Source organism: Actinoplanes campanulatus, from assembly GCF_014647795.1.
In the GTDB taxonomy this organism is placed as follows: domain Bacteria; phylum Actinomycetota; class Actinomycetes; order Mycobacteriales; family Micromonosporaceae; genus Actinoplanes; species Actinoplanes campanulatus.
This window is the reverse complement of record NZ_BMPW01000018.1, coordinates 173841-193582: the sequence shown is the minus strand read 5'-3', so window position 1 is coordinate 193582 and position 19742 is coordinate 173841. Positions and strand designations below refer to the sequence as shown.

Here is a 19742-nt window from a genome sequence, read left to right as displayed (position 1 = left end):
AAGACGGCTGCCGATGCGCTGCGGCTATGCTGCTGCCGGCTGCGGTTCCGCTGCCGTGGGGGGAAACTGCTGCTCAACAGGGGGGTGCTGGGGTGACGATGCACCCGGCGACCGACCCGCTGCGGTTCGAGATCCTGGGTGCCGTTCGTGCGCTCCGGGACGGCGTGCCGCTCGATCTGGGGCCGGCGAAGCAGCGCGCGGTCCTGGCCGTCCTGCTGCTCAGCCCCGGCCGGCCGGTGCCGGTCCACCGCATCGTGGACGCGGTCTGGGGTGACGTCCCCCCGGAGAACGGCACCAACGTGGTGCAGAAGTACGTGGCCGGCCTGCGCCGGGTGCTCGATCCGGAGCGTTCACCGCGCACCCCCGGCGAGCTGATCGCGCTGACCGACGGTGGGTACGTGCTGCACGTCGGCGCCCTGGACGCCGAGGACTTCCGGACCGGACTGGCCCGGGCCGACGCGGAGCGGCGTGGCGGTGACCTCGAGGAGGCCGCCCGCCGGGCCCGGGTCGCGCTCGACCTGTGGCGCGGCGAGGCGCTCAGCGGCCTCACCGGGGGTGTCTTCGAGGCCGCCCGGCTGCGGCTGAGCGAGGAGCGGGCCAGCGCCTGGGAGCTGTGGGCCGAGATCGAACTGTCCCGGGGCGGATTCGCCGGCCTGGTCTCCGAACTGTCCCGCCTGGTGCAGGAGTTCCCGCTGCGCGAGGGCCTGCGCGCACAAATGATGATCGCGCTGTACCGCAGCGGGCGGCAGGCCGAGGCGCTGGCCGCGTTCCGGGACGCCCGGGAGTTCTTTCTGGACGAGCTGGGCGCCGAACCCGGCGAGCGGCTCCAGGAGACGCACCGGCGGATCCTGCGCAACGAGCCGTTCTACGCCGAACCGGTCGACCCGTGGGCCGACCGCGCCGAGCCGACGCCACCGCCGTCGTCCCCGGCGCCACCACCCCCGCCGCCGCCGCCGGCCGCCGATCCGGTGCTGGTGCAGCCGTGGTCACCGGCGCCGTACGCCCCCGCGGTCCCGCACCAGCCGCCGGCCCCCTCCTGGCCGCCGCCGGCCATGATGCCGGGACACCTGATGTCCCCGCGCCGGACCGGCATCCCGCTGGCCGAGGCCGTGGTGGCCGGGGTCCTGCCGGTGGTCACGTGCTCGATGGCCAGCTGGGCCTACTTCGTCTACGCGGCGTTCCAGCGGCGCACCCTGCGGGACGTGCTCACGGCGGCGTTCTACGTGACCGCGTACCTCACGGCGATCTTCTTCCTGGCGATCGACCCGAGCGACCTGGACAGCGAGACCACCAGTGCGGCCGAGGACGTCGGGTTCACGCTGATGTTCCTGCTCATCCCGGTCGCCGCGGTGCACGGCGCGATCCTCGCCTGCCATCCCGGCGACAACCGGGGCGCCCGCACCCGGCGGCAACTGGCCCGGCAGTTCGCGGCGATCCACCCGGACGGCGCCCGGCAGGCCGGGATCGGGCGGCCCGATCTGCTGCGGTCCTTCGACGACGGCGGGCTGATCGACCTGAACCACGTGCCACCGCAGGAGATCGCCCGGCTGCGCGGCGTCAGCCCGATCGAGGCGCACCGGATCGCCCTCGACCGGTACGAGCACGGGCCCTACCAGAGCCCGGATGATCTGGCCCGGCGCGGCCTGCTGACCGACCGAACACTGCGCCGGATCCAGCCGTGGCTGATCTGCGTCCCGCCCGGGCAGGTCGCCCCGCCCTCCGCGATCCGCTAACGGCGGGCCGTGGCCGTCAGCTGACGGCGGGCCACGTACTCCACCAGCTCGATCAGCACGTTGCGGGCGGCCACCTGGTCGCGGGCGTCGAAGAGGACCACCGGGACACCCGGGTCCAGGTCGAGGGCCCGGGCCACCGCCTCCGGGGCGAACCGGTGCTGCTCGTCGAAGCAGTTCACCGCCACCACGAACGGGGTGCCCCGCTGCTCGAAGTAGTCGATCGACGGGAAGCAGTCGGCCAGCCGCCGGGTGTCGGCCAGCACCACCGCGCCGAGCGCACCCTGGGACAGCTCGTCCCACAGGAACCAGAACCGGTCCTGGCCGGGCGTGCCGAACAGGTAGAGCTGAAGGTCCTCGGTGATGGTGATCCGGCCGAAGTCCATGGTGACCGTCGTGGTGGTCTTGCCCTCCACACCGGAGATGTCGTCGGCGCCCTCCGCCCCGGTGAGGACCTCCTCGGTCTGCAACGGGCGGATCTCACTGACCGACCCGACCATGGTGGTCTTGCCCGCGCCGAACCCACCGGCGATGAGGATCTTGAGAGCGACGGGGATGCGCGAAGAACCGTTACGGTCAGAGCGCACGGAGTCCATTGACAACCGCCTTGAGTACGTCGACGTCATGCGGCTGCGACGCCGCCGGGGGTTCGTACAGCGAGATGAGACCCGCTGAGCGTAGATCACCGAGTAACACCCGGATCACACCGAGTGCCAGATCCAGCTGAGAGGCCAGCTCGACCACGGAGATCGGCTCCCAGGCCGCGGCCACGATGGCATGGTGCTCCGGCTGCAGGTGCTGACCGGGCGGCATGTCGGGCACGGTCGCCACGACGAACGCCACCAGGTCGAAGTCACAGTCGGCCGGAGCGACGCGTCCCTGGGTCATCGCATAGGGGCGCACTACCGGGCCCGCGTCGTTGTCCAGCCAGTCGTGAGTCACACGCGGCTGCTCAGAGGACGTCGGACGGTGTCAGCACCGACCGCTCGGGGGCGGCCATGGTCTGGCCCACCCGGGTGACCAGCATGGCCATCTCGTAGGCGATCAGGCCCAGGTCGGCGTCGGCGGAGGCCAGCACGGCGAGGCAGGCGCCCTGCCCCGCGGCCGTGACGAAGAGGAAGGCCTCCTCCATCTCCACCACCGTCTGCCGGACCTGGCCGGCCCGGAAATGCCGGCTCGCACCCTTGGCCAGGCTCTGGAAGCCGGCCGCCATGGCCGACAGGTGCTCCGCGTCCTCCCGGCTCATCGCCGCGGAGGCCCCGAGCATCAGCCCGTCGGCCGAGAGCACCACCGCCTGCTGCGCGGTTGGCACCCGCTCGACCAGATCGTCGAGGAGCCAGGTGAGATTCGCGCTCTGCTTCGTCTGTGCCACTTATGCGTCCTTCTCCAGCAAGAGGTTCTCCCCGGGACCTTCGGCGTGGTCGCCGCTCACGCCGACCTCCGGCCCGGATGGTGCGTTCTCGTTCTCTTCGGCCGTCGGGAGGGCCGGGAGACTGACGGTAGCCGCATCGTCGGGCGTCACATCGGTGGGATCTCCGGCGTGTCCGGCGGCCGATTCGGCGCGGGCCGCGTCGACGCGGCCGCGGGTGGTGCCGAGCTGTAGTGCGCTCATCAGCGTACGGACCTGCTCGGGACTGCGAGCCGGTGCGGTGGACGGCGGCTCCTCGGCCGGCGGCGCCTGGCGCAACTGCGGTGCCAGGCTCGCCTGACGGACCCGGCGGGGCAGCCCGTCGTCGCCGGACAGCTCCGGCAGGGGCACGGTCGCCTCGGCGTCCTCAATCGACGGAGCGTCGAGATCCGGCGCCTCGAGATCCGGCACCTCGAGATCCGGCACGTCGAGATCCGGCACGTCGGAGGCGGGCGGCGCGTCAAGAGCCGGCGGCGCCGAGTTGCGGGGCACCGACCGGGGCGCGGCCGGCAGCCCGGCGGCCAGCTCGTCCAGCACCGACAGGTCGATCGTCTGGTCCGCGACGTCGGTGGGCGGGGTGGCGGGCGGCGGGGTGGCCGACTTCCGGGTACGCCTGCGCTGCACCAGGCCCTCGGCGCTCAACTCGGTCGCGACCGTGCTCGGGGCCGGTCCGGTGAGCTCGGCGGCCGCCCGGTGGTGACCGTTCACGGTGACGCCGTCGTGCGCCGGCTTCTCGTCCTCGACGGTGGCCCGGCGGCCGGGCGTGGTGATCTGCTTCAGCTCGCCGCTGCCCTGCCACTGGAGTGCCGCGAGCGACCCGGACGGGTCCTCGGTGCCGGTGCCGACCAGCGGGCCGGGGGTGGAGCCGTTGGTGGGCCGCCGCCCGCCGCCGGGTCCGCCGGTCACCAGGTCGCCGGGGATCAGCGCCACCGCGGTCACCCCGCCGTACGCCGACGCGCGCAGCGACACCCGGATACCGTGCCGGTGGGCGAGCTGGGCCACCACGAACAGGCCGAGCCGGGCGCTGTCCGCCGGGTCGAAGTCCGGTGGCTCGGCGAGGCGGTGGTTGGTCTGCTCCAGCGCCTCGGGCGACATGCCCAGGCCGCGGTCCTCGATCTCGACGGCGTACCCGTTCGGCAGCATCTGGCCGATGACCTGAACCCGGGTGTGCGGCGGCGAGTAGGAGGCGGCGTTCTCGATCAGCTCGGCGAGCAGGTGGATCACGTCCCCGACCGCGCGGCCGAACAGGGCGGCCGTCGGGATCGAGCGGATGTCGACCCGCTTGTAGTCCTCCACCTCGCTGATCGCGCCACGAATGACGTCGATCATCGGGACCGGGTTGCGCCAGCCCCGGCCGGGCGCCGCACCGGCCAGGATGACCAGGTCCTCAGCGTGCCGCCGCATCCGGGTGGCCAGGTGGTCGACCCGGTAGAGGTCCTCCAGCTCCTGCGGATCGGTCTCCCGGCGCTCCATCCGGTCGAGCAGCGAGAGCTGGCGGTGCAGCAGCGTCTGCGAGCGCCGGGCGATGTTGAGGAACACCTCGTTGATGCCGCGCCGGACGTTCGCCTCCTCGACCGCGGAGTGCACGGCCGTACGCTGAACGTCGTTGAACGCGTGGCCGAGCTGGCCGATCTCGTCGAGCCCGTACTCCAGCGGGGGTGTCTCCACCTCGACGTCGACGATCTCGCCGCGCTGCAACCGCCGGACCACCGAGGGCAGGCGTTCCGAGGCCAGTTCCAGCGCGTCCCGGCGGAGCCGGATCAGGCGGCCCACGATCGAGCGGCCGAGACGGACCGAGACGTAGATGGACATGCCCAGCGCGACCACGCCGAGCAGGGCGCCGACCGCCAGCTTGCCGATGATGTCGATGGCGTACGGCGTGGCGTCCTCGGCCACGTCGTCGACCACCCGCATGGTGAAGTCGCGCATCTCCTGGGACACGAAGTCGTACTCGGCCTGCCAGGTCACGCCGTTCACCGGGGGCGGACCGCCGGCGTAGCGCTCGGCGAGCAGCGCGTTGGTCAACTCGTCGATCTTGACGAAGCTGGGGTGGGTGATCAGCCGGGCGTAGTCGCCCTTGGCCCGCTCGGGCATGTCCGCGACACCGGCGTTGATCAGGTAGCGGAAGGTCCCGACGTACAGGATCAGGGTTTCCCGGGTCTTGGCGTCGACCCGTCCCGCGGCGTTGGCGCCGGCCAGCAGGGCGTCGATCCGGCTCATGTACTCCAGGCCGCGGAAGGCGCTGATCAGGCCGCGGACCTCGCGGTCGACGCGGTCGTGGAAGAAGACGGCCGCCGACCGGGAGACCTCGAACGCGGACTCGATGATCCGGTCGAAGTCCTGTGCGGTGTAGAAGTAGCTGGTCTTCCGGTCGTCGACCTCGCGGCGGATCTGGCCGAGCTTGTCCAGCTCGCCGAGCAGGGCGTCGACGCGGACGGTGACGTCCTCGCTGGCGTCCGCCTTCCGGGCGGCGGCCCGCACCTCGCCGACCAGCCGGTCGGTCATCACCCGCTCCTGGGCCAGTTCGGTCTTCGACGGGCGGGTGGTGGCCTGGAAGATGGCGGAGTAGTGGCGTTCGCGCTGCAACTGGCCGATCAGCCGCATCCCCGGGTCGCCGAGCGTGAGAACCGACTCGCGGGCGTCGAGCAGATGGTTGGCGGGGCCCGCGGTCACCGAGGTCGCGAAGATCCAGAGGGCCAGCACCGCGGACAGCGGCACCGCGACCATCGCGATGATCTTCGAACGGATCGACCAGTTACGGCTTCTCATCAGGCTCCGCCCGAGGGGTTCGGCAGGGAACGACCAGCGCGCCGCCCGTGGCACCGGCCGGTCGGCGGGGGACGACCGGCACACCCGTGGGCACGCTTGCGGAAGAATACGTAATGACGTCCGTCTCAGCTAGTTCCCGAAACCGCTCCAGCGGCCGTCTTCCTCCTGTTTGTCCAGCCAGAACGCCTCACGATCTTTTTCGCTAGATCGTCGGTCTTACGACAGTGGCGTCCCGCTCACCCCTTATTCGGCGCGGTGGGATTGGCGCGTGGTATCGGATGGGAATACAGGCGATGGAAGAAGGAGGAACCTGATGTCCACCACCGCCACCATCGTCCTGATAGTCGTCGTCCTCCTGGTGCTGGCCGCGGTCGTGGTCGGTGTCCAGGCCGCGCGCCGCCGCCGGTTGCGGCAGACCTTCGGCCCGGAGTACGACCGCGTGGTCGCCGACACCGGCAGCCGCTCCGAGGCCGAGAAGGAGCTGCTCGAGCGCACCAAGCGGCACGCGAAGCTGGAGATCGAGCCGCTCTCCGCCGAGTCCCGGACCCGGTACGCCGCCGCCTGGGAAGAGGTCCAGATCCGGTTCGTGGACAGCCCGAAGGAGGCGGTGGCGACCGCCGACGAGCTGGTCACCCGCCTGATCACCGAGCGCGGCTACCCGACCGGCGACTACGACGAGCGGCTCGCCGACCTGTCCGTGGAGCACGCCGCCACCCTGGAGCACTACCGCTCCGCCCACGAGATCAGCATCCGCAGCCGGGACGGCCGGGCCGAGACCGAGGATCTGCGCCAGGCGCTCGTCCACTACCGCGCTCTCTTCGCCGACCTGCTCGGCGAGGACCCGGTCGCGCACACCACCCCGGCGCCCCGGCCGGCCGCCGAGGCCGCGCCCCGCACCGGAACCACTCCTGAAACCGACGCCACCAGCCGCTGAGGAGCCCCGACGATGCGCTTCTTCTCCAACGAGGCCAACGAGACCGACGAGACCGGCCAGACGGATCAGACCGATCAGAACAACCAGGCCAAGGAACACGACGGCGCCGACGGGACCGCCCCGCGGCCGGTCCCGCAGCAGCGGGCCGGATCGCCGTGGCAGCGGGAAACCGGCCCGGACCAGCAGCCCGTCGCGGTGGGCACCTCCGCGGTCGGCGACGACCCGGAGCGCACCGACCGGATCCCCACCGCCGCCGCCGAGCCGGCCGCCGACCGTACCGTCGCCTTCGAGGACGGCACCGCCAAGGCCGACACGGCCGACGCCGAGGACGACGTGCACAAGGACGACGCCGCGGTGGACCAGGCGATCGAGGATCGGCGGACCTTCGACGACCCGCACCTGACCCCGGAGACCGACTCCGCTGTGGACGATCCGCGGCCCGCCGCGGAGAAGCCGCTCTCCGGCCCGGTGGCGCTGTTCCCGGGCGGCGACGTCGAGTCGCTGCGCGAGCGGTGGCGCGACATCCAGCTGCGTTTCGTCGACGACCCGAAGGCGGCCACCGGCGAGGCGGCCGGACTGGTGGACGAGGCGGTCGACAAGCTGGCCAAGGCGCTGCGCGACCACCGCGGCTCACTGTCCACCGGCACCGACGAGACCGAGGCGCTGCGTGTCGAGCTGCGTAGCTACCGGGACATCCTGGACCGGCTGCTGGGCCTCTGACCGCCGCACACGTTGAGGGGGAGCCGTTCGCGGCTCCCCCTCAACGTGCCGACGGATCGGGATCGACGCCGGCCTCCGGCTCGGAGCATTCGGGCGACGGGGAAGGCGACGGCGACACCGGCGCGGTGCTGGGCGACGGCCCGGCCGGTGCGGTCGACGGCGAGGACGGCGGAGCGGACGACGGGGAGGCCGGCGGCGGGGACGGCTGCACCGGTTCGACCGTCGCGGGGCTCGCCGGGGCGGCCTGCTTCCGCTTCGCGGGCGCCGTCGACGTGGGCGGGTGGTACGGCGTGAACGGGTAGGTGGACATCGGATCGACGGCCGGATCACCCGCGCCGGCGCCGCCGAAGTCCATGTCGACACCGGGGAACTGCTCGTTCACCGGGGCCGGCCGCTGGCTGGGCGCCAGGTTCACCGCGCCGAGCTGCGCGCCCAGCCACAGGGCGGGACCCAAGCCGACCGACACGATCGCCCCGAAGAGCGCCAACGGACCTCGCTCCATGACGGCCCCTCCCCCGCGTCCGAGACGATCGTCGCGCCCCGCTCCGGGACCTGCTACCCAATTCGGACGCCGGCGAAGCAAACAATCGCTGGAGTTATTGTGACCCAAAGTGACGTAACGGTTGCGGAATCGTCGGACAGGCGACTCGGGTCAGCGGGTTCCGGCCAGGAAGGTCACGGCCTCGTCCCAGGCCGCCCAGCCTCCGGGCAGCTCATCGGCGTCGAGGGCGGGGCGCAGGGACAGGTTGCCGCCGTCCCGCAGACCGAGGACCCAGCCCTTTCGCCGTCCGGGTAGGACGGTCACCCCGGCGACATCGGCGAACGGCACGAACCGGCGTACCTCCTGATCGGAATCGGGCTCGGCGGGCGGCTCGGTGCCGGCCGGGACACCGTCGGCCGCGATCCGGGTCAGCCGGCGTTTCGCCTCGACGCCCCGGCCCCGCGGCAGGCCCGGCACCAGCAGCAGGCCCAGGTCGGTGATCAGCAGATCGGTACGCGTGCCGTCCGCGGACAGGTTGACCAGCCCGCCGAGCACCCGGGCGCGGGCCGCGGCGCGCTGGTCCGCCCGCGCGGCCAGGTCGAAGCCGTTCTCGGTCAGATAGGTCCGGACCGCCTCGGCGGTCTCCGGGTCGGCGGCCGCGGCGGCGAGTTCGGCGAGGTTCAGGTTGGCGCCGTCGACGGCGACCACCTCGGCCGCTCCGGTCCAGCTGTGCCGCCAGCGGGCCACGCCGCCGCGCAGTGCGGCGAGGGCCAGCATGAGCCCGAGCAGGTCGACGATCCGCGCGGTGATCTCCTCCGGTGACGTGTCCGGGAAGACCGCGCCGGCCGCGGCACGCAGCCGGCCGTCGGCGACCAGGGTGAGCAGATGCGCGGCGTCCGGAACGGCCGCGTCCGAGGCGCGCGAGATCGCCGCGAGGGCGGCTTCCGCTTCCCGTTCCATCTCCATGGTACGGGCGAAGCTGAGGCATTCGTCCCAGCTCACCACGGTGCGCCCGCGCGGCGGGAAGGCCACCGCCTGGAGCGCCCGCCCGAGCGCGGGCAGATCAGGGACGAGCTCCTCGTCCGGTTCCGCGGGTTTCTCCTCGGACACGGTCTCCTCTGCGGGCGACTCCTCGGGCGCGGACGCGGCATCAGAAGGGGGCGCGGTATCGGAAGCGGCTGGGGAGGGCTCCGGGGTCAGGGCCGCCACCCGCTCGGCCAGCGGCGGGTGGGTGTCCCACGGACCACTCGGCGCCGGCTCGGCGGCCCGCAGCATGCTCATCTCCACCGACCGGGCGGCCAGCACCCGCAACAGCCCGCCGAACACGTCGTCCGGCACGTAACCGGCCTGCCAGCCGGGCCCCACGTATTCGGCGTGGAACAGGCGCTGCATGCCGGCCAGCGCGGGCAGGTCCCGCAGCGCGGCCACGGCGTCGGCCACCCCGGCGTGGTCGGCCGCGATCCGGTCGGCGGCCAGTTCCTGGGCGCGGCTGAACGGGGCGTCCATCCGGCGATAGAACCTCGCGTACGCGCGGAGCACCGCCCCGGCCGGATTGCGCCGGGAGAGCCGCGGCGCCATCCGGCCGACCGCGACCCGGCCGCGGTAGGCGAGCGGCGCCCACCGGCCGAGTTTCGGCGAGCCGTGCGCCAGCTCGTGCGCGACCACCGCCCGGAGCCGGGCCGGCGGGAGCGCCTGGAGCAGCGGCAGGCCCAGGTAGAGGTCGCGTCGCCCACCGATCAGGCCGAGCACCCGGGTGCGCTCGCCGAGGGCCGCGGTGGCGTCGGCGACCACGGTGACCCCGTCCGGCGGGCGGACCCCGGCGGCCGCGGCGGCGCCGTCGATCAGCTCCCACAGCTTCGGGGCCTGCCGGCGGGTGACCGCCACCCCGGCCGGGGTGCGCCGACGGGTGTGCAGGGCCCGCCAGGTCTCGTATCCCAGGGCGCCGACGGTGGCGATGCTCAGCGGCACCCCGGCCCGCAGCGCGACGGCGCTGGGCAGCACCGACAGGACCGCCCAGAGGAGCAGCAGCACGGCGGCGAGCTGGAGCCCGGCGACGACCGGAAACCCGGCCAGCGCGATGGCCGACCGCGTCGCCACCGGTGGTGCATTCCTACTCAAGCCGTACTCCTCCCCCAGACCGGCCACCCAGCGTAGGGCCAAAACCGTACGTAACCGTTTCGTGTCCGGACTGCTGGTTATACGGAGCGGTATGGCTGACCTCGATCAGACACTGGCCGTCGCCCTGAAGGGGTACGCGTGGCTGCCCGATCTGCGCCGCCGGGCGGGTGGCGGCGCGGTGCGGACCCGGGTGCTGGGCCGGCTGGCTGTCGGCATCTGCGGCCCGTCCGCGGCGCAGTTCTTCTACGGCACCGGCAACCTGGAGCGGCACTCGGCGCTGCCGGATCTCGTGGTGCGCACCCTCTTCGGCGACGGCGGGGTGCAGAACCTGGACGGGACGGCGCACCGGCACCGGAAGGCGCTGTTCACGTCGCTGCTGACGGACGACGGCGCCGACCGGCTGGCCGAGCTGGCCGGGGAGGCGTTCGACTCGGCCGCCGAGCGGTGGCGGGGCGGTCCGCCGGTGCGGCTCTTCGACGAGGCGACCCGGATCCTCGCCTCCGCGGTGTCGCGCTGGGTGGGCGTACCCCTGCGGGAGCGTGAGGTGAACGCCCTGGCCAGGCATTGCGCTGCGATGGTCGACGGGTTCGCGGCGGTCGGGCCGCGCACCGCGCGGGCCCTCGCGGCACGCCGCCGGGAGGAGAGGCGATTTTCCAAGATCATTTCAGCGGTACGGGCGAAGCCGCGCTCGGGCACCGTCCTGTCCGCCGTGGCGCACCACACCGAGGACGGCGCCCGGCTGGACCCGCGGGTGGCCGCCGTCGAGCTGCTGAACATCATCCGCCCGGCGATCGCGGTGGCCTGGTACCTGGCGTTCGCCGCGCACGCCATGGACATGTGGCCGCGTCATCAGGCCCGGATCCGCTCCGGCGACGACGACTACACCGAGGCGTTCGTGCACGAGGTGCGGCGGTTCTACCCGTTCGCCCCGTTCCTCGGGGGCCGGGCCGTCCGGGACGCCTTCTTCCAGGGCGAGCCGATCCCGACCGGGACGCTGGTGCTGCTCGACGTCTACGGGCAGAACCACGACCCGGAGCTGTGGCCGGAGCCGTACGCGTTCTCGCCGGCACGGTTCCTGGGCCGGGAGATCGGCGACTTCGATCTCATCCCGCAGGGCGGCGGGGATCCCCGGACCGGGCACCGCTGCCCGGGCGAGAGGATCACCGTCGCCGTGCTCGGCACCCTGGTCCGGCGGCTCGCGGCGCTGGACCACTATCTGCCGCCGCAGGACACCGCGATCGACCTGTCCCGGATCCCGGCGCTGCCCCGGGACCGGATCCAGGTGGTCGTCCCGGAGCACGCGGTGATCCGCGAGGTCAGTGCCAGTCGATCTCGGGCGCTCGATGGAAGTTGATCCCGGCGGCGGTCCAGCGCGGCCCGAAGGCGGCCAGCCGCTCCCGGAACGACGCCCAGTCCCGGCCTCCGCGCGGTGACCACGCCACCTCGGCCACCGCGGGCAGCCGGGGGAAGGTCAGGTAGCGCACGTCGTCGACGCTGCGCAGGGTCTCCGACCAGAGCGGCGCCTCGACGCCGAGGATCGCCTCCTCGCCGACGCCGGGCAGCCGCTCGGCCGGATCCCAGTCGTACGCCCGCTCGACCGTCAGGTGCCCGGCCCAGTCCAGCCCGAGCGGGCTGCCGGCGTCGTACTTCATGTCAAGGTAGGTGCGGTCGGCCGGGGAGACGATGACGCGCCGGCCGGACGCCGCGGCCCGGGCCACCGCCTCGTCGGACTCCTCGATCCGCCAGAACTGCACGATCGCGTTCTCCGGCAGGTCGACGGCGGCGATCTCGTGCCAGCCGATCACGCTCTTGCCGTGGGCGGCCGGGATCGGCAGCACCCGCTCCAGGAAGGCGCGGTAGTCGCCCGGCGGCGTGGCCATGCACTCGTCGCCGCCGATGTGCAGGTAGGGGCCGGGGGTCAGGTCGGCGACCGTCTTCAGGACGGCCTCGACGAAGGCGTACGTCTCCTCCTTGCCGGCCACCAGCGAGCTGTAGCCCACCTCGGCGTCGGTGCGCGGCGCGACCGGCTGCCCGTCGGCGGTGAGCTCGGGGTAGGCGACCTGCACCGCGTTCACGTGGCCGGGCATGTCGATCTCCGGCACCACGGTGACGAACCGGTCGGCGGCGTACGCGACCAGGTCGGCGTACTCGGCGCAGGTCAGGAAGCCCGGCCCGGCCCCGTCCACGCCGGTGCCCGGGCCGCCGCCGACCTCGGTGAGCCGGGGCCAGCCGGGGATCTCCAGCCGCCAGCCCTGGTCGTCGGTGAGGTGCAGGTGCAGGTGATTGATCTTGAACTGGACCAGCAGGTCGATGTGCGCCTTCACCTCGTCCGGGGTGAAGAAGTGCCGGGCCAGGTCGAGCATGACGCCCCGGTAGGGGTACCGGGGGTGGTCCTCGATGACGCCGCCGGGCAGCACCGGGCCGAGCTGGCGCAGCGTCTGGACGCCCCAGAAGACGCCCGCCGGGGCGCCGCCGGCGAGGGTCACGCCGTCCGCGGTGATCTCCAGCCGGTAGCCCTCGGCGGGCAGCTCCCGGTCCAGGGTCAGGCGGATCGCGCCGTCGGCGGCCCGGGGCAGGCCCAGGTGCGCGGCGACCCGCTCCAGGTCCGGCGGCGCGCTGACGGCCGTACCGGAAACGATCGGAAACGTCGCGTCCGTGACGGGCCGCACCGAGGCCGGCCGAGGGATAACATCGCCGAGTTGCACCGTCCGCTCGCTCACTCTGAAGATTGTAAACAGTTTCTCCATGACGATCACCACACGCTTCGCCACCAAGGGTGACGAGAAGTCGCTGCACGACCTGGCCGCCCGCACGTTCGGCCTGGCCTGTCCGCCCGGGACGACGCAGGCCGACATCGACGCGTTCGTCGCCGCCCATCTGTCGGTGGAGAGCTTCGCCCGCTACCTCGCCGACCCGGGGCGGATCCTGCTGCTGGTGTCCGTCGACGATCACCCGGTGGGCTATTCGATGCTGGTCCGGGGCCCGATCAGCGACCCGGACGTGGCGGTCGTGGTGGACGCGGCGACCAGCATCGAGCTGAGCAAGTTCTACCTGGCGCCGGAGCGGCACGGCGGCGGCGCGGCGGCCGAGCTGATGACCGGCACCCTGGAGGCCGCGGCGAAGACCGGCGCGGCGACCTGCTGGCTCGGCGTCAACCAGCAGAACGAGCGGGCCGCCCGGTTCTACGCCAAGCACGGCTTCGAGGTGGTCGGGGTGAAACGGTTCCTGGTCGGCTCCGAGTGGCACGACGACCACATCCGGCAGCGAGGCCTATCCTCCGTCCATGGCTGAGGTGCGGGCGGCGACCGGCTCCGACGTGGCGGCGATCCGCGACATCTGTACGCGGGGCTACCGGACCACCTATCCGGACCTGCTGTCACCGGAGTTCATCGAGCGGATGCTCACCGAGTTCTACAACGCCGAACGGGTGACCAGCGAGATCACGGCGACTCCCCCGGGCTGGCTCGGCTACCAGGTGGCCGAGGAGCACGGCCGGGTGGTCGGCGCGGCCGGCGGCGGGCTCACCGCGCCGGGCGTGGGCGAGCTGTTCGTGCTCTACCTGGACCCGGACGAGCGCGGTCGCGGCCTCGGCACGCTGCTGCTGGACCGGATCACCGACCAGATCCGGGAGCTGGGCGCCACCGAGATGTGGGTGGCCGCGCTGGAGGGCAACGAGCTCGGCATCCCGTTCTACGAGGCGCGCGGCTTCCGTCCGGTGGAGCGGCGCCGCACCTACGGCTCGACCGAGGCCGACAACGCCTGGTCCTGGCGCTTCTCCCGGGGTATCTGACAGATTCCGTGAACCCGATCCCGCGCTGCGGGCATCAACTGGTTGTGAACGACCTGATGGACATCACCGACGACGTGCTGATCCGGGAATCGGTGCGGGAGCCGGAACAGTTCGCGCCGCTCTTCGACCGGCACGCGGTGGCGATCCACCGCTATCTCGCCCGCCGGATCGGGGCGCCCGCGGACGACCTGCTCGCCGAGACGTTCCTGATCGCCTTCCGCCGGCGCGAGTCCTACCAGCCGGTCGGGCTGGAGGTTCGCGCCTGGCTCTTCGGCATCGCCACCAACGTGCTGCACCGGCACGTCCGGCAGGAGGAACGGCACTACCGGGCGCTGGCCCGGGCCGCCGGGGAGCAGCCGCGCCCGCACACCGACGACTCCGCCGACGACCGGGTGGACGCCGTGGCGCTGCGCGCCGACCTCGCCGCGGCCCTGGCGAGACTCAAGGCCCGGGACCGCGACGCGCTGTTGCTGCTCGCCTATGCCCAGCTCTCGTACGCCGAGATCGCGGCCGCCCTGGACATCCCGGTCGGCACCGTCCGCTCCCGCATCAACCGGGCCCGCAAGGTGACCCGTGCCGTCCTCGCGCCTCTGGAGGTGGACAAGTGAACGACATCGAACTGCTCGACGCGTACGGCCCGGACGCCGCCCCGCCCTCGGACGCCGTGCTGAACGCGGCCCGCGCCCGGCTGCTCGCCGAGAACTCTCCCCAGCCTCGCCGCTTTCTCTCCCGGCGCGTGGCGCTGGCCGGGCTCGGTCTGGCGATGGCCGTGGCGGTCGCCGGGGTCACACTGCCCCGCCTGGGATACCCACCGGACCCGGCCCCCACGGCGACGACGACCGCGGCCGGGCCGATCCGGCTGGTGGCGGCGCGCGTCCCGGAGTTCCCGTACACGCTGCCCGGTCTCGGCGAGGCGAGCTTCACCGCCAACCCCGGCGACCCGGTGATCGCGGTCTACCTGGCCGACGACGGCAGCGACGTCTACCTGACCGGCACCGAGAAGGACTTCGACAAGAGGTTCCTGGGGATCGGCGAGCACGACGTCGAGGTGGGCGACCGCCCGGGGCGGGTCATCGAGCCCACCGGGTCGTCGATCGACGGCAACGGTCTGCCGCGGGTCCTGGTCTGGGAGCACCGGCCCGGCGAGTGGCTGCGCCTGACCGGTCAGGGCCGGTACGGCACCGACGAGGCGCTGATCGAGCTGGCCCAAAGGGTCGAGGACAAGCCGCAGCGGCTGCGTTTCGAGGTCACCGTGGGACTCATCCCGGACGGCTGGGAGCTGGCCGCCTTCAAGGACGAGAGCATCCTGATGTACCGCGATCCGGCCCGTCCGGAGATCGACTTCCACGTGCAGTGGACGCCGGCGTCAGGGCTGATCTTCCGGGACGAGGAGGTGCAGGGCCTCCAGAATCAGACGAGGGTGACGGTCCAGGGCCGGCCCGCCGACCTCTTCCAGGCCGAGGAGTTCTGGATGGTGCAGGCGCGGCTCGCGGACCGCTCGATCGTCCGGATCCAGACGCCCCGGTCGTTCACCGCGAAGCAGGCGCTCGAGATCGCCGAGTCGGTCCGCCGCGCCGGTTAGATTTTCATCGAGATTTATATAAGCGCATGGTTAAACGTGACGGGATCTTGTCGTACCCCGTCGGTATTTTCTTCATTGCGGACCGGCGCCACGGGGGCGCCGGTCCGTCCAAAGTCGCCTAGGCCGCGCCGCGCAGCAGCGTCTCGCCCGCCCGGCGCACCTGTTCCCGCAGCTCGTCCGGGGATTCCACAGTGAAGGGCGCGTTCAGCACCCCGAGCACCATGACCGGCCAGCCCAGGTCGTCGATGTTCATCCGCAACCGGCAGCCACCCTCCGGCAGTTCTTCCACCTCGCCCCAGTTGCCGACGAAACCGCGGATCGTGGCCACGTCGGTCCGCACCACGACCGACACCGCGTACCGGTTCGGGATGGTCCGCATCCGGGAGCGCAGCCACCGCACCGGGTCGCCGCCGGGCAGCTCGCGGGGACGGAACCGGGCGCCGGTCGGCTGCGGGGCGGTCAGCCGGTCCAGGCGGAAACTGCGCCAGTCGCCACGGTCCAGGTCCCAGGCGATCAGATACCACCGCCGGCCCAGCGAGACGAGACGGTGCGGCTCGACGTGGCGGCGGGCGGTCTCGCCCTGCCGCGGGGTGTAGTCGAACCGCAGCCGCTCCTCACCCCGGCAGGCCATCGCGCACGTGGTCAGGGTGAAGGCGTCGAGGACCGGACCGCCACCGAACACGCCCGGCGCGGTGACCGCCTGGAGGGCGTCGATCCGGCGCCTGAGCCGGGGCGGGAGCAGCTGGATCACCTTGGCGAGCGCGCGGACCGAGGTCTCCTCGAAACCGGCAACCGAGCCGGCGGCGGCGCTGCGCAGCCCGACCGCGATGGCGACCGCCTCCTCGTCGTCGAGCAGCAGCGGCGGCATGGCCGCGCCGGCCTGCAACTGGTAGCCCCCGGCCACCCCGCGCGAGGCGTCCACCGGATAGCCCAGCTCGCGCAGCCGGTCGACGTCCCGGCGCAGCGTGCGGGCGCTGACCTCGAGCCGCTCGGCGAGTTCCGAGCCGGGCCAGTAGCGATGTGTCTGCAACAGCGACAGGAGCCGCAGCATCCGTGCACTCGTATTCGCCATGGCACCAGACTCCATCGGATTGCGGTCAGAAAGTGGCCGCAACGAACCCTACCGTGGAGGAATGATCGAGACGCGAGAGCTGACGAAGCACTTCAAGGACGTCCGCGCGGTCGACGGCATCAATCTGACGGTGGCGCGGGGCGAGCTGGTCGCGATACTCGGGCCGAACGGGGCCGGCAAGTCGACCACCCTGCGGATGCTGACCACCCTCATCCCCCCGACCAGCGGCAGCGCCGAGGTCGCCGGCTTCGACGTGGTCCGCCACCAGCGTGAGGTGCGGCTCCGGATCGGCTACATCGGCCAGGGCAACGGCGCCGGGCACAGCCAGCGCGGCCGGGACGAGCTGATCAGCCAGGGCCGGGCGTACGGCATGGGAGTCCGCGCCGCCCGGACCCGCGCCGACGAGCTGATCGAGTCGCTCGGCCTCGCCGAGGTGGCGAACCGGACCGTCTCCACCCTCTCCGGCGGCCAGCGGCGCCGGCTGGACATCGCGATGGGCCTCATCCACGCGCCCGAGCTGCTCTTCCTCGACGAACCGTCGACCGGGCTGGACCCGCAGAACCGGGCCAACCTCCAGGAGCACATCCTGCGGCTGCGCGCCGAGCACGGGACCACCATCGTGCTCACCACGCACTACCTCGACGAGGCCGACTCGATGGCGGAGCGGGTGATCGTGATCGACCACGGCCGGATCATCGCCGACGACACGCCCCGGCAGCTCAAGGCGAAGCACGTCGGCGACCGGGTGATCCTGGGCTTCGCCGGCCCCGACGGGGCGGCCGAGGCGGCGCGCGCCTCCGGTGGCGAACAGCGCGGCGCCCAGGTGCGGATCACCAGCGACGACGGACCCCGGCTCGCCGCCCGCCTGGCCGCCCTCGGGCCGGACTCGATCGAGGTCGTCCGCCCGACCCTGGACGACGTCTTCCTCACCCTGACCGGTCGCAGCCTGCGCGAGGACGCCAGCGCGCCGGAATCCGAACTCGTGGAGGCCTGATCATGACATCGCTCGTCACCGACACCCGGGTGGTCTTCAGCCGGGAGCTGCGGCCGGTCCTCCGCGACCCGTTCACCGTGATCTTCTCGATGATCCAGCCGCTGTTCTTCCTGGGCCTGTTCGCGCCGCTGCTGCCCGATTCACCGGACGGCGGCTCCCCGTTGCAGTGGTTCGTGCCCGGGATCATCGTGATGTCCTGCCTCTTCGGCTCGTCGATGACCGGCTCCAACCTGCTCTACGAGATGCAGACCGGCTCGCACGAGCGGATGCTGGTCACCCCGCTGCGGCGGCCCGCGCTGCTGATCGGGCGGGCGCTGAAGGAGATCGTGCCGATGATCGCGCAGGCCGCCCTCATCGTGGCCGTCTGCATCCCGTTCGGCTTCGAGCTGCACCTCGCCGGGGCGCTGCTCGGGCTGGTCATCCTGGCCGGGTTCTGCATCGGGCTGGGCGCGCTGTCGTACACGCTGGCGCTGGCCTCCAAGAACAAGGAGTGGATGTTCTGGACGGTCCAGCAGACCCTGCTGTTCCCGCTGCTCCTGCTGGCCGGCGTGCTGCTCCCGATCGAGAACGGGCCGGGCTGGCTCCAGGCGCTTTCCAGGATCAATCCCATGACGTACGTGGTGGACGCCGAACGGGCGCTGTTCAACGGCGAGGTGCTGGCCCGCGGCACGCTCGAGGGACTGGTCGCGGCCGTACTGGTCGGGCTGCTCGGCCTGGCCGCCGGGGTCCGTGCCATGCGGCGCTCCGACTGAGCCGTGCTTCCCCCGGCCCGCTACCTTTCCCTCGCAACCGAATGCGTGCGGGAAGGTGGCGGGCCGATGCTCGGTCGGAGTGACGACTCAGCCGAACGACGGCGCCTGGTGCGCCCGCCCCGCCTCGGTGACCTGCCGCACGCGATCGGCCGGCTGCTGAGCGGCATCACCCGGCCGGTTCCGGTGTCCGGCCCGGTCCCCCGCGGCGGCAACCCGGACGCGGTGGTGGACTGCGCGCTCTACGCGAACGGCCTGCGGCGCGGCGGTTCGGCGCCGGTCTCCTATCCGGAGGCGGCCCGGCAGGCCCGGCGCCGCCGTGGCACCTTCCTCTGGCTCGGCCTGCACGAACCGGACCTGGCCACGATGCGACCGGTGGCCGAGGTGTTCGGGCTGCACGAGCTGCTGGTCGAGCAGGCCGTCGCGGGCGGGCACCGGCCCGGCGTGCAGACCCTGGGCGACGTGACCCGGCTGGTGCTGCGCACCGCGCGGTACGTCGAGCACGACCGCCTCACCGCCACGTCCGAGGTGGTGGAGACCGGGGACGTCACCGTCCTGATCGGCCCGTGGTTCGCGATCACGGTGCGGCACGGCCCGGTGGGCCCGCTCTGGGCGGTGCGCAAGGAGCTGGAAGCCCGCCCCGAGGTGCTGCGGCAGGGCCCGTGGTCGGTGGCGTACGCGGTGGGCAGCCGGATGGTGGACAGCTACCTGGACGTGGCCGAGCACGTCGAACGGGATCTGGAACGCATCGAGGAGGAGACCTTCGCGTCCGAGCGCACCGGCGAGTTCGCCCACATCTACCAGCTGAAACGGGAGATGGTGGAATTCAAGCGGGCGGTGCTGCCGCTGGCCGAGCCGCTGACCCGGCTGCTCGACTCGCGCGTTCTGCCGGCCGGGCTGCGGCCCTACCTGGAGGACGTGCGGGGGCGGCTGGCGCGGGCCGCGGACCGGGTCGGCGGCTTCGACGACCTGGTGAACTCGATCCTCCAGGCAAGGCTGGCCCAGGTGTCGGTCGACCAGAACCACGACATGCGCAAGATCGCCGCGTGGGCCGCGATCGCCGCGGTGCCGACCGTGATCGCCGGCGTCTTCGGGATGAACTTCGACGTCATGCCGGGCACCGGGGCGGCGTACGGCTTCTACGTCTCGATCGCGGCCATGCTGCTGATCGGCGGGGGCGTCTACCACCGCCTCAAGAAGTCCGGTTGGCTGTGATCTGCGCAGTTACTCAGAGTTACAGAGATGAAAATCACAGTCTGCCGCGCGGTCTGATTCGGCGCTGATTCACGCGGTGAAGACCCCCAATATGGTGTGGTCATTCCACCTAAAGGGTCCTGTCAACCACCGATACGGCCGGTTACCACACCGGACGGTCGCCGAAGCTCGGGCGTCCCG

Annotated in this window: 19 protein-coding genes; 11 read left to right on the top strand and 8 right to left on the bottom strand. The window is 72.4% G+C overall.

Annotated features, from left to right (window positions below; genetic code table 11):
• Window positions 1-98 precede the first annotated feature (98 nt).
• Window positions 99-1733: an AfsR/SARP family transcriptional regulator gene (locus IEZ13_RS47625; RefSeq protein WP_260179503.1), complete on the top strand. Its 1635-nt coding sequence runs from the start codon at window positions 99-101 to the stop codon at window positions 1731-1733.
• On the opposite strand, the gene IEZ13_RS31320 is transcribed toward IEZ13_RS47625, so the two are convergent.
• The 4 genes from IEZ13_RS31320 to IEZ13_RS31305 all read right to left on the bottom strand — a co-directional run bounded on the left by IEZ13_RS31320 (window position 1730) and on the right by IEZ13_RS31305 (window position 5907).
• Window positions 1730-2326, bottom strand: a complete 597-nt coding sequence (locus IEZ13_RS31320; RefSeq protein ID WP_183224809.1) for a GTP-binding protein — start codon at window positions 2324-2326, stop codon at window positions 1730-1732. The genes IEZ13_RS47625 and IEZ13_RS31320 overlap by 4 nt on opposite strands.
• Window positions 2307-2618 (bottom strand): DUF742 domain-containing protein, encoded by a 312-nt coding sequence (locus tag IEZ13_RS31315; RefSeq protein ID WP_229795301.1) that lies wholly within the window; start codon window positions 2616-2618, stop codon window positions 2307-2309. Before IEZ13_RS31315 ends, IEZ13_RS31320 begins: the two co-directional genes overlap by 20 nt.
• A 64-nt stretch (window positions 2619-2682) precedes the next feature.
• Window positions 2683-3102, bottom strand: a complete 420-nt coding sequence (locus tag IEZ13_RS31310) for a roadblock/LC7 domain-containing protein (RefSeq protein WP_183224812.1) — start codon at window positions 3100-3102, stop codon at window positions 2683-2685.
• Complete coding sequence (locus IEZ13_RS31305) at window positions 3103-5907, bottom strand: sensor histidine kinase (RefSeq protein WP_183224813.1); 2805 nt, start codon at window positions 5905-5907, stop codon at window positions 3103-3105.
• A gap of 313 nt (window positions 5908-6220) precedes the next feature.
• Between IEZ13_RS31305 and IEZ13_RS31300 the strand changes: the two genes are divergently transcribed.
• Entirely contained in the window at window positions 6221-6841 is a 621-nt protein-coding gene (locus IEZ13_RS31300; RefSeq protein WP_183224814.1) for a hypothetical protein, read from the top strand.
• A 12-nt stretch (window positions 6842-6853) separates the two neighbouring features.
• Window positions 6854-7561 carry a hypothetical protein gene (locus IEZ13_RS31295; RefSeq protein ID WP_183224815.1) on the top strand — a complete coding sequence of 236 codons (708 nt, stop codon included), beginning with the start codon at window positions 6854-6856 and terminating at the stop codon, window positions 7559-7561.
• A 40-nt stretch (window positions 7562-7601) separates the two neighbouring features.
• On the opposite strand, the gene IEZ13_RS31290 is transcribed toward IEZ13_RS31295, so the two are convergent.
• Window positions 7602-8063, bottom strand: a complete 462-nt coding sequence (locus tag IEZ13_RS31290) for a hypothetical protein (protein WP_183224817.1) — start codon at window positions 8061-8063, stop codon at window positions 7602-7604.
• A gap of 150 nt (window positions 8064-8213) precedes the next feature.
• Entirely contained in the window at window positions 8214-10160 is a 1947-nt protein-coding gene (locus IEZ13_RS31285; protein WP_221245961.1) for a M48 family metallopeptidase, read from the bottom strand.
• A gap of 91 nt (window positions 10161-10251) precedes the next feature.
• Between IEZ13_RS31285 and IEZ13_RS31280 the strand changes: the two genes are divergently transcribed.
• Entirely contained in the window at window positions 10252-11514 is a 1263-nt protein-coding gene (locus IEZ13_RS31280; RefSeq protein ID WP_183224818.1) for a cytochrome P450, read from the top strand.
• Here the strand turns inward: IEZ13_RS31280 and IEZ13_RS31275 are convergent.
• Window positions 11477-12880 (bottom strand): beta-N-acetylhexosaminidase, encoded by a 1404-nt coding sequence (locus tag IEZ13_RS31275; RefSeq protein WP_229795276.1) that lies wholly within the window; start codon window positions 12878-12880, stop codon window positions 11477-11479. The genes IEZ13_RS31280 and IEZ13_RS31275 overlap by 38 nt on opposite strands.
• 25 nt (window positions 12881-12905) lie before the next feature.
• Here IEZ13_RS31275 and IEZ13_RS31270 point away from each other — a divergent pair, with 25 nt between their 5' ends.
• From IEZ13_RS31270 to IEZ13_RS31255, 4 genes are read left to right on the top strand one after another with little or no spacing between them, the layout of a single operon-like run.
• Window positions 12906-13451, top strand: coding sequence for a GNAT family N-acetyltransferase (locus tag IEZ13_RS31270; protein WP_183224821.1), 546 nt, complete (start codon window positions 12906-12908; stop codon window positions 13449-13451).
• The gene (locus IEZ13_RS31265) at window positions 13444-13950 is read left to right on the top strand and encodes a GNAT family N-acetyltransferase (protein WP_183224823.1); all 507 of its coding nucleotides are present in this window, start codon (window positions 13444-13446) and stop codon (window positions 13948-13950) included. The genes IEZ13_RS31270 and IEZ13_RS31265 overlap by 8 nt, the downstream gene beginning before the upstream one ends.
• A gap of 56 nt (window positions 13951-14006) precedes the next feature.
• Window positions 14007-14558, top strand: a complete 552-nt coding sequence (locus IEZ13_RS31260; RefSeq protein ID WP_183224974.1) for an RNA polymerase sigma factor — start codon at window positions 14007-14009, stop codon at window positions 14556-14558.
• Window positions 14555-15532 (top strand): hypothetical protein, encoded by a 978-nt coding sequence (locus IEZ13_RS31255; protein ID WP_183224824.1) that lies wholly within the window; start codon window positions 14555-14557, stop codon window positions 15530-15532. The genes IEZ13_RS31260 and IEZ13_RS31255 overlap by 4 nt, the downstream gene beginning before the upstream one ends.
• A 118-nt stretch (window positions 15533-15650) precedes the next feature.
• Here the strand turns inward: IEZ13_RS31255 and IEZ13_RS31250 are convergent, their stop codons facing one another.
• The gene (locus tag IEZ13_RS31250) at window positions 15651-16604 is read right to left on the bottom strand and encodes a helix-turn-helix transcriptional regulator (RefSeq protein ID WP_183224825.1); all 954 of its coding nucleotides are present in this window, start codon (window positions 16602-16604) and stop codon (window positions 15651-15653) included.
• 61 nt (window positions 16605-16665) lie between these two features.
• Here IEZ13_RS31250 and IEZ13_RS31245 point away from each other — a divergent pair, with 61 nt between their 5' ends.
• The 3 genes from IEZ13_RS31245 to IEZ13_RS31235 all read left to right on the top strand — a co-directional run bounded on the left by IEZ13_RS31245 (window position 16666) and on the right by IEZ13_RS31235 (window position 19562).
• A complete protein-coding gene (locus IEZ13_RS31245) occupies window positions 16666-17598 on the top strand; it encodes an ABC transporter ATP-binding protein (protein WP_183224827.1) in 933 nt (310 codons plus the stop codon).
• A 2-nt stretch (window positions 17599-17600) separates the two neighbouring features.
• Complete coding sequence (locus IEZ13_RS31240) at window positions 17601-18350, top strand: ABC transporter permease (protein ID WP_183224828.1); 750 nt, start codon at window positions 17601-17603, stop codon at window positions 18348-18350.
• 66 nt (window positions 18351-18416) lie between these two features.
• Window positions 18417-19562, top strand: coding sequence for a magnesium and cobalt transport protein CorA (locus IEZ13_RS31235; protein ID WP_183224829.1), 1146 nt, complete (start codon window positions 18417-18419; stop codon window positions 19560-19562).
• The last annotated feature ends 180 nt before the right edge of the window (window positions 19563-19742 follow it).

Excerpts from the sequence above, each read along its gene's own strand:
- IEZ13_RS47625 (WP_260179503.1), top strand. The coding sequence starts at position 99 with ATGCACCCGGCGACCGACCCGCTGCGGTTCGAGATCCTGGGTGCCGTT.
- IEZ13_RS31320 (WP_183224809.1), bottom strand. The coding sequence starts at position 2,326 with ATGGACTCCGTGCGCTCTGACCGTAACGGTTCTTCGCGCATCCCCGTC.
- IEZ13_RS31315 (WP_229795301.1), bottom strand. The coding sequence starts at position 2,618 with ATGACCCAGGGACGCGTCGCTCCGGCCGACTGTGACTTCGACCTGGTG.
- IEZ13_RS31305 (WP_183224813.1), bottom strand. The coding sequence starts at position 5,907 with ATGAGAAGCCGTAACTGGTCGATCCGTTCGAAGATCATCGCGATGGTC.
- IEZ13_RS31300 (WP_183224814.1), top strand. The coding sequence starts at position 6,221 with ATGTCCACCACCGCCACCATCGTCCTGATAGTCGTCGTCCTCCTGGTG.
- IEZ13_RS31295 (WP_183224815.1), top strand. The coding sequence starts at position 6,854 with ATGCGCTTCTTCTCCAACGAGGCCAACGAGACCGACGAGACCGGCCAG.
- IEZ13_RS31290 (WP_183224817.1), bottom strand. The coding sequence starts at position 8,063 with ATGGAGCGAGGTCCGTTGGCGCTCTTCGGGGCGATCGTGTCGGTCGGC.
- IEZ13_RS31280 (WP_183224818.1), top strand. The coding sequence starts at position 10,252 with ATGGCTGACCTCGATCAGACACTGGCCGTCGCCCTGAAGGGGTACGCG.
- IEZ13_RS31270 (WP_183224821.1), top strand. The coding sequence starts at position 12,906 with ATGACGATCACCACACGCTTCGCCACCAAGGGTGACGAGAAGTCGCTG.
- IEZ13_RS31265 (WP_183224823.1), top strand. The coding sequence starts at position 13,444 with ATGGCTGAGGTGCGGGCGGCGACCGGCTCCGACGTGGCGGCGATCCGC.
- IEZ13_RS31260 (WP_183224974.1), top strand. The coding sequence starts at position 14,007 with ATGGACATCACCGACGACGTGCTGATCCGGGAATCGGTGCGGGAGCCG.
- IEZ13_RS31250 (WP_183224825.1), bottom strand. The coding sequence starts at position 16,604 with ATGGCGAATACGAGTGCACGGATGCTGCGGCTCCTGTCGCTGTTGCAG.
- IEZ13_RS31245 (WP_183224827.1), top strand. The coding sequence starts at position 16,666 with ATGATCGAGACGCGAGAGCTGACGAAGCACTTCAAGGACGTCCGCGCG.
- IEZ13_RS31240 (WP_183224828.1), top strand. The coding sequence starts at position 17,601 with ATGACATCGCTCGTCACCGACACCCGGGTGGTCTTCAGCCGGGAGCTG.
- IEZ13_RS31235 (WP_183224829.1), top strand. The coding sequence starts at position 18,417 with ATGCTCGGTCGGAGTGACGACTCAGCCGAACGACGGCGCCTGGTGCGC.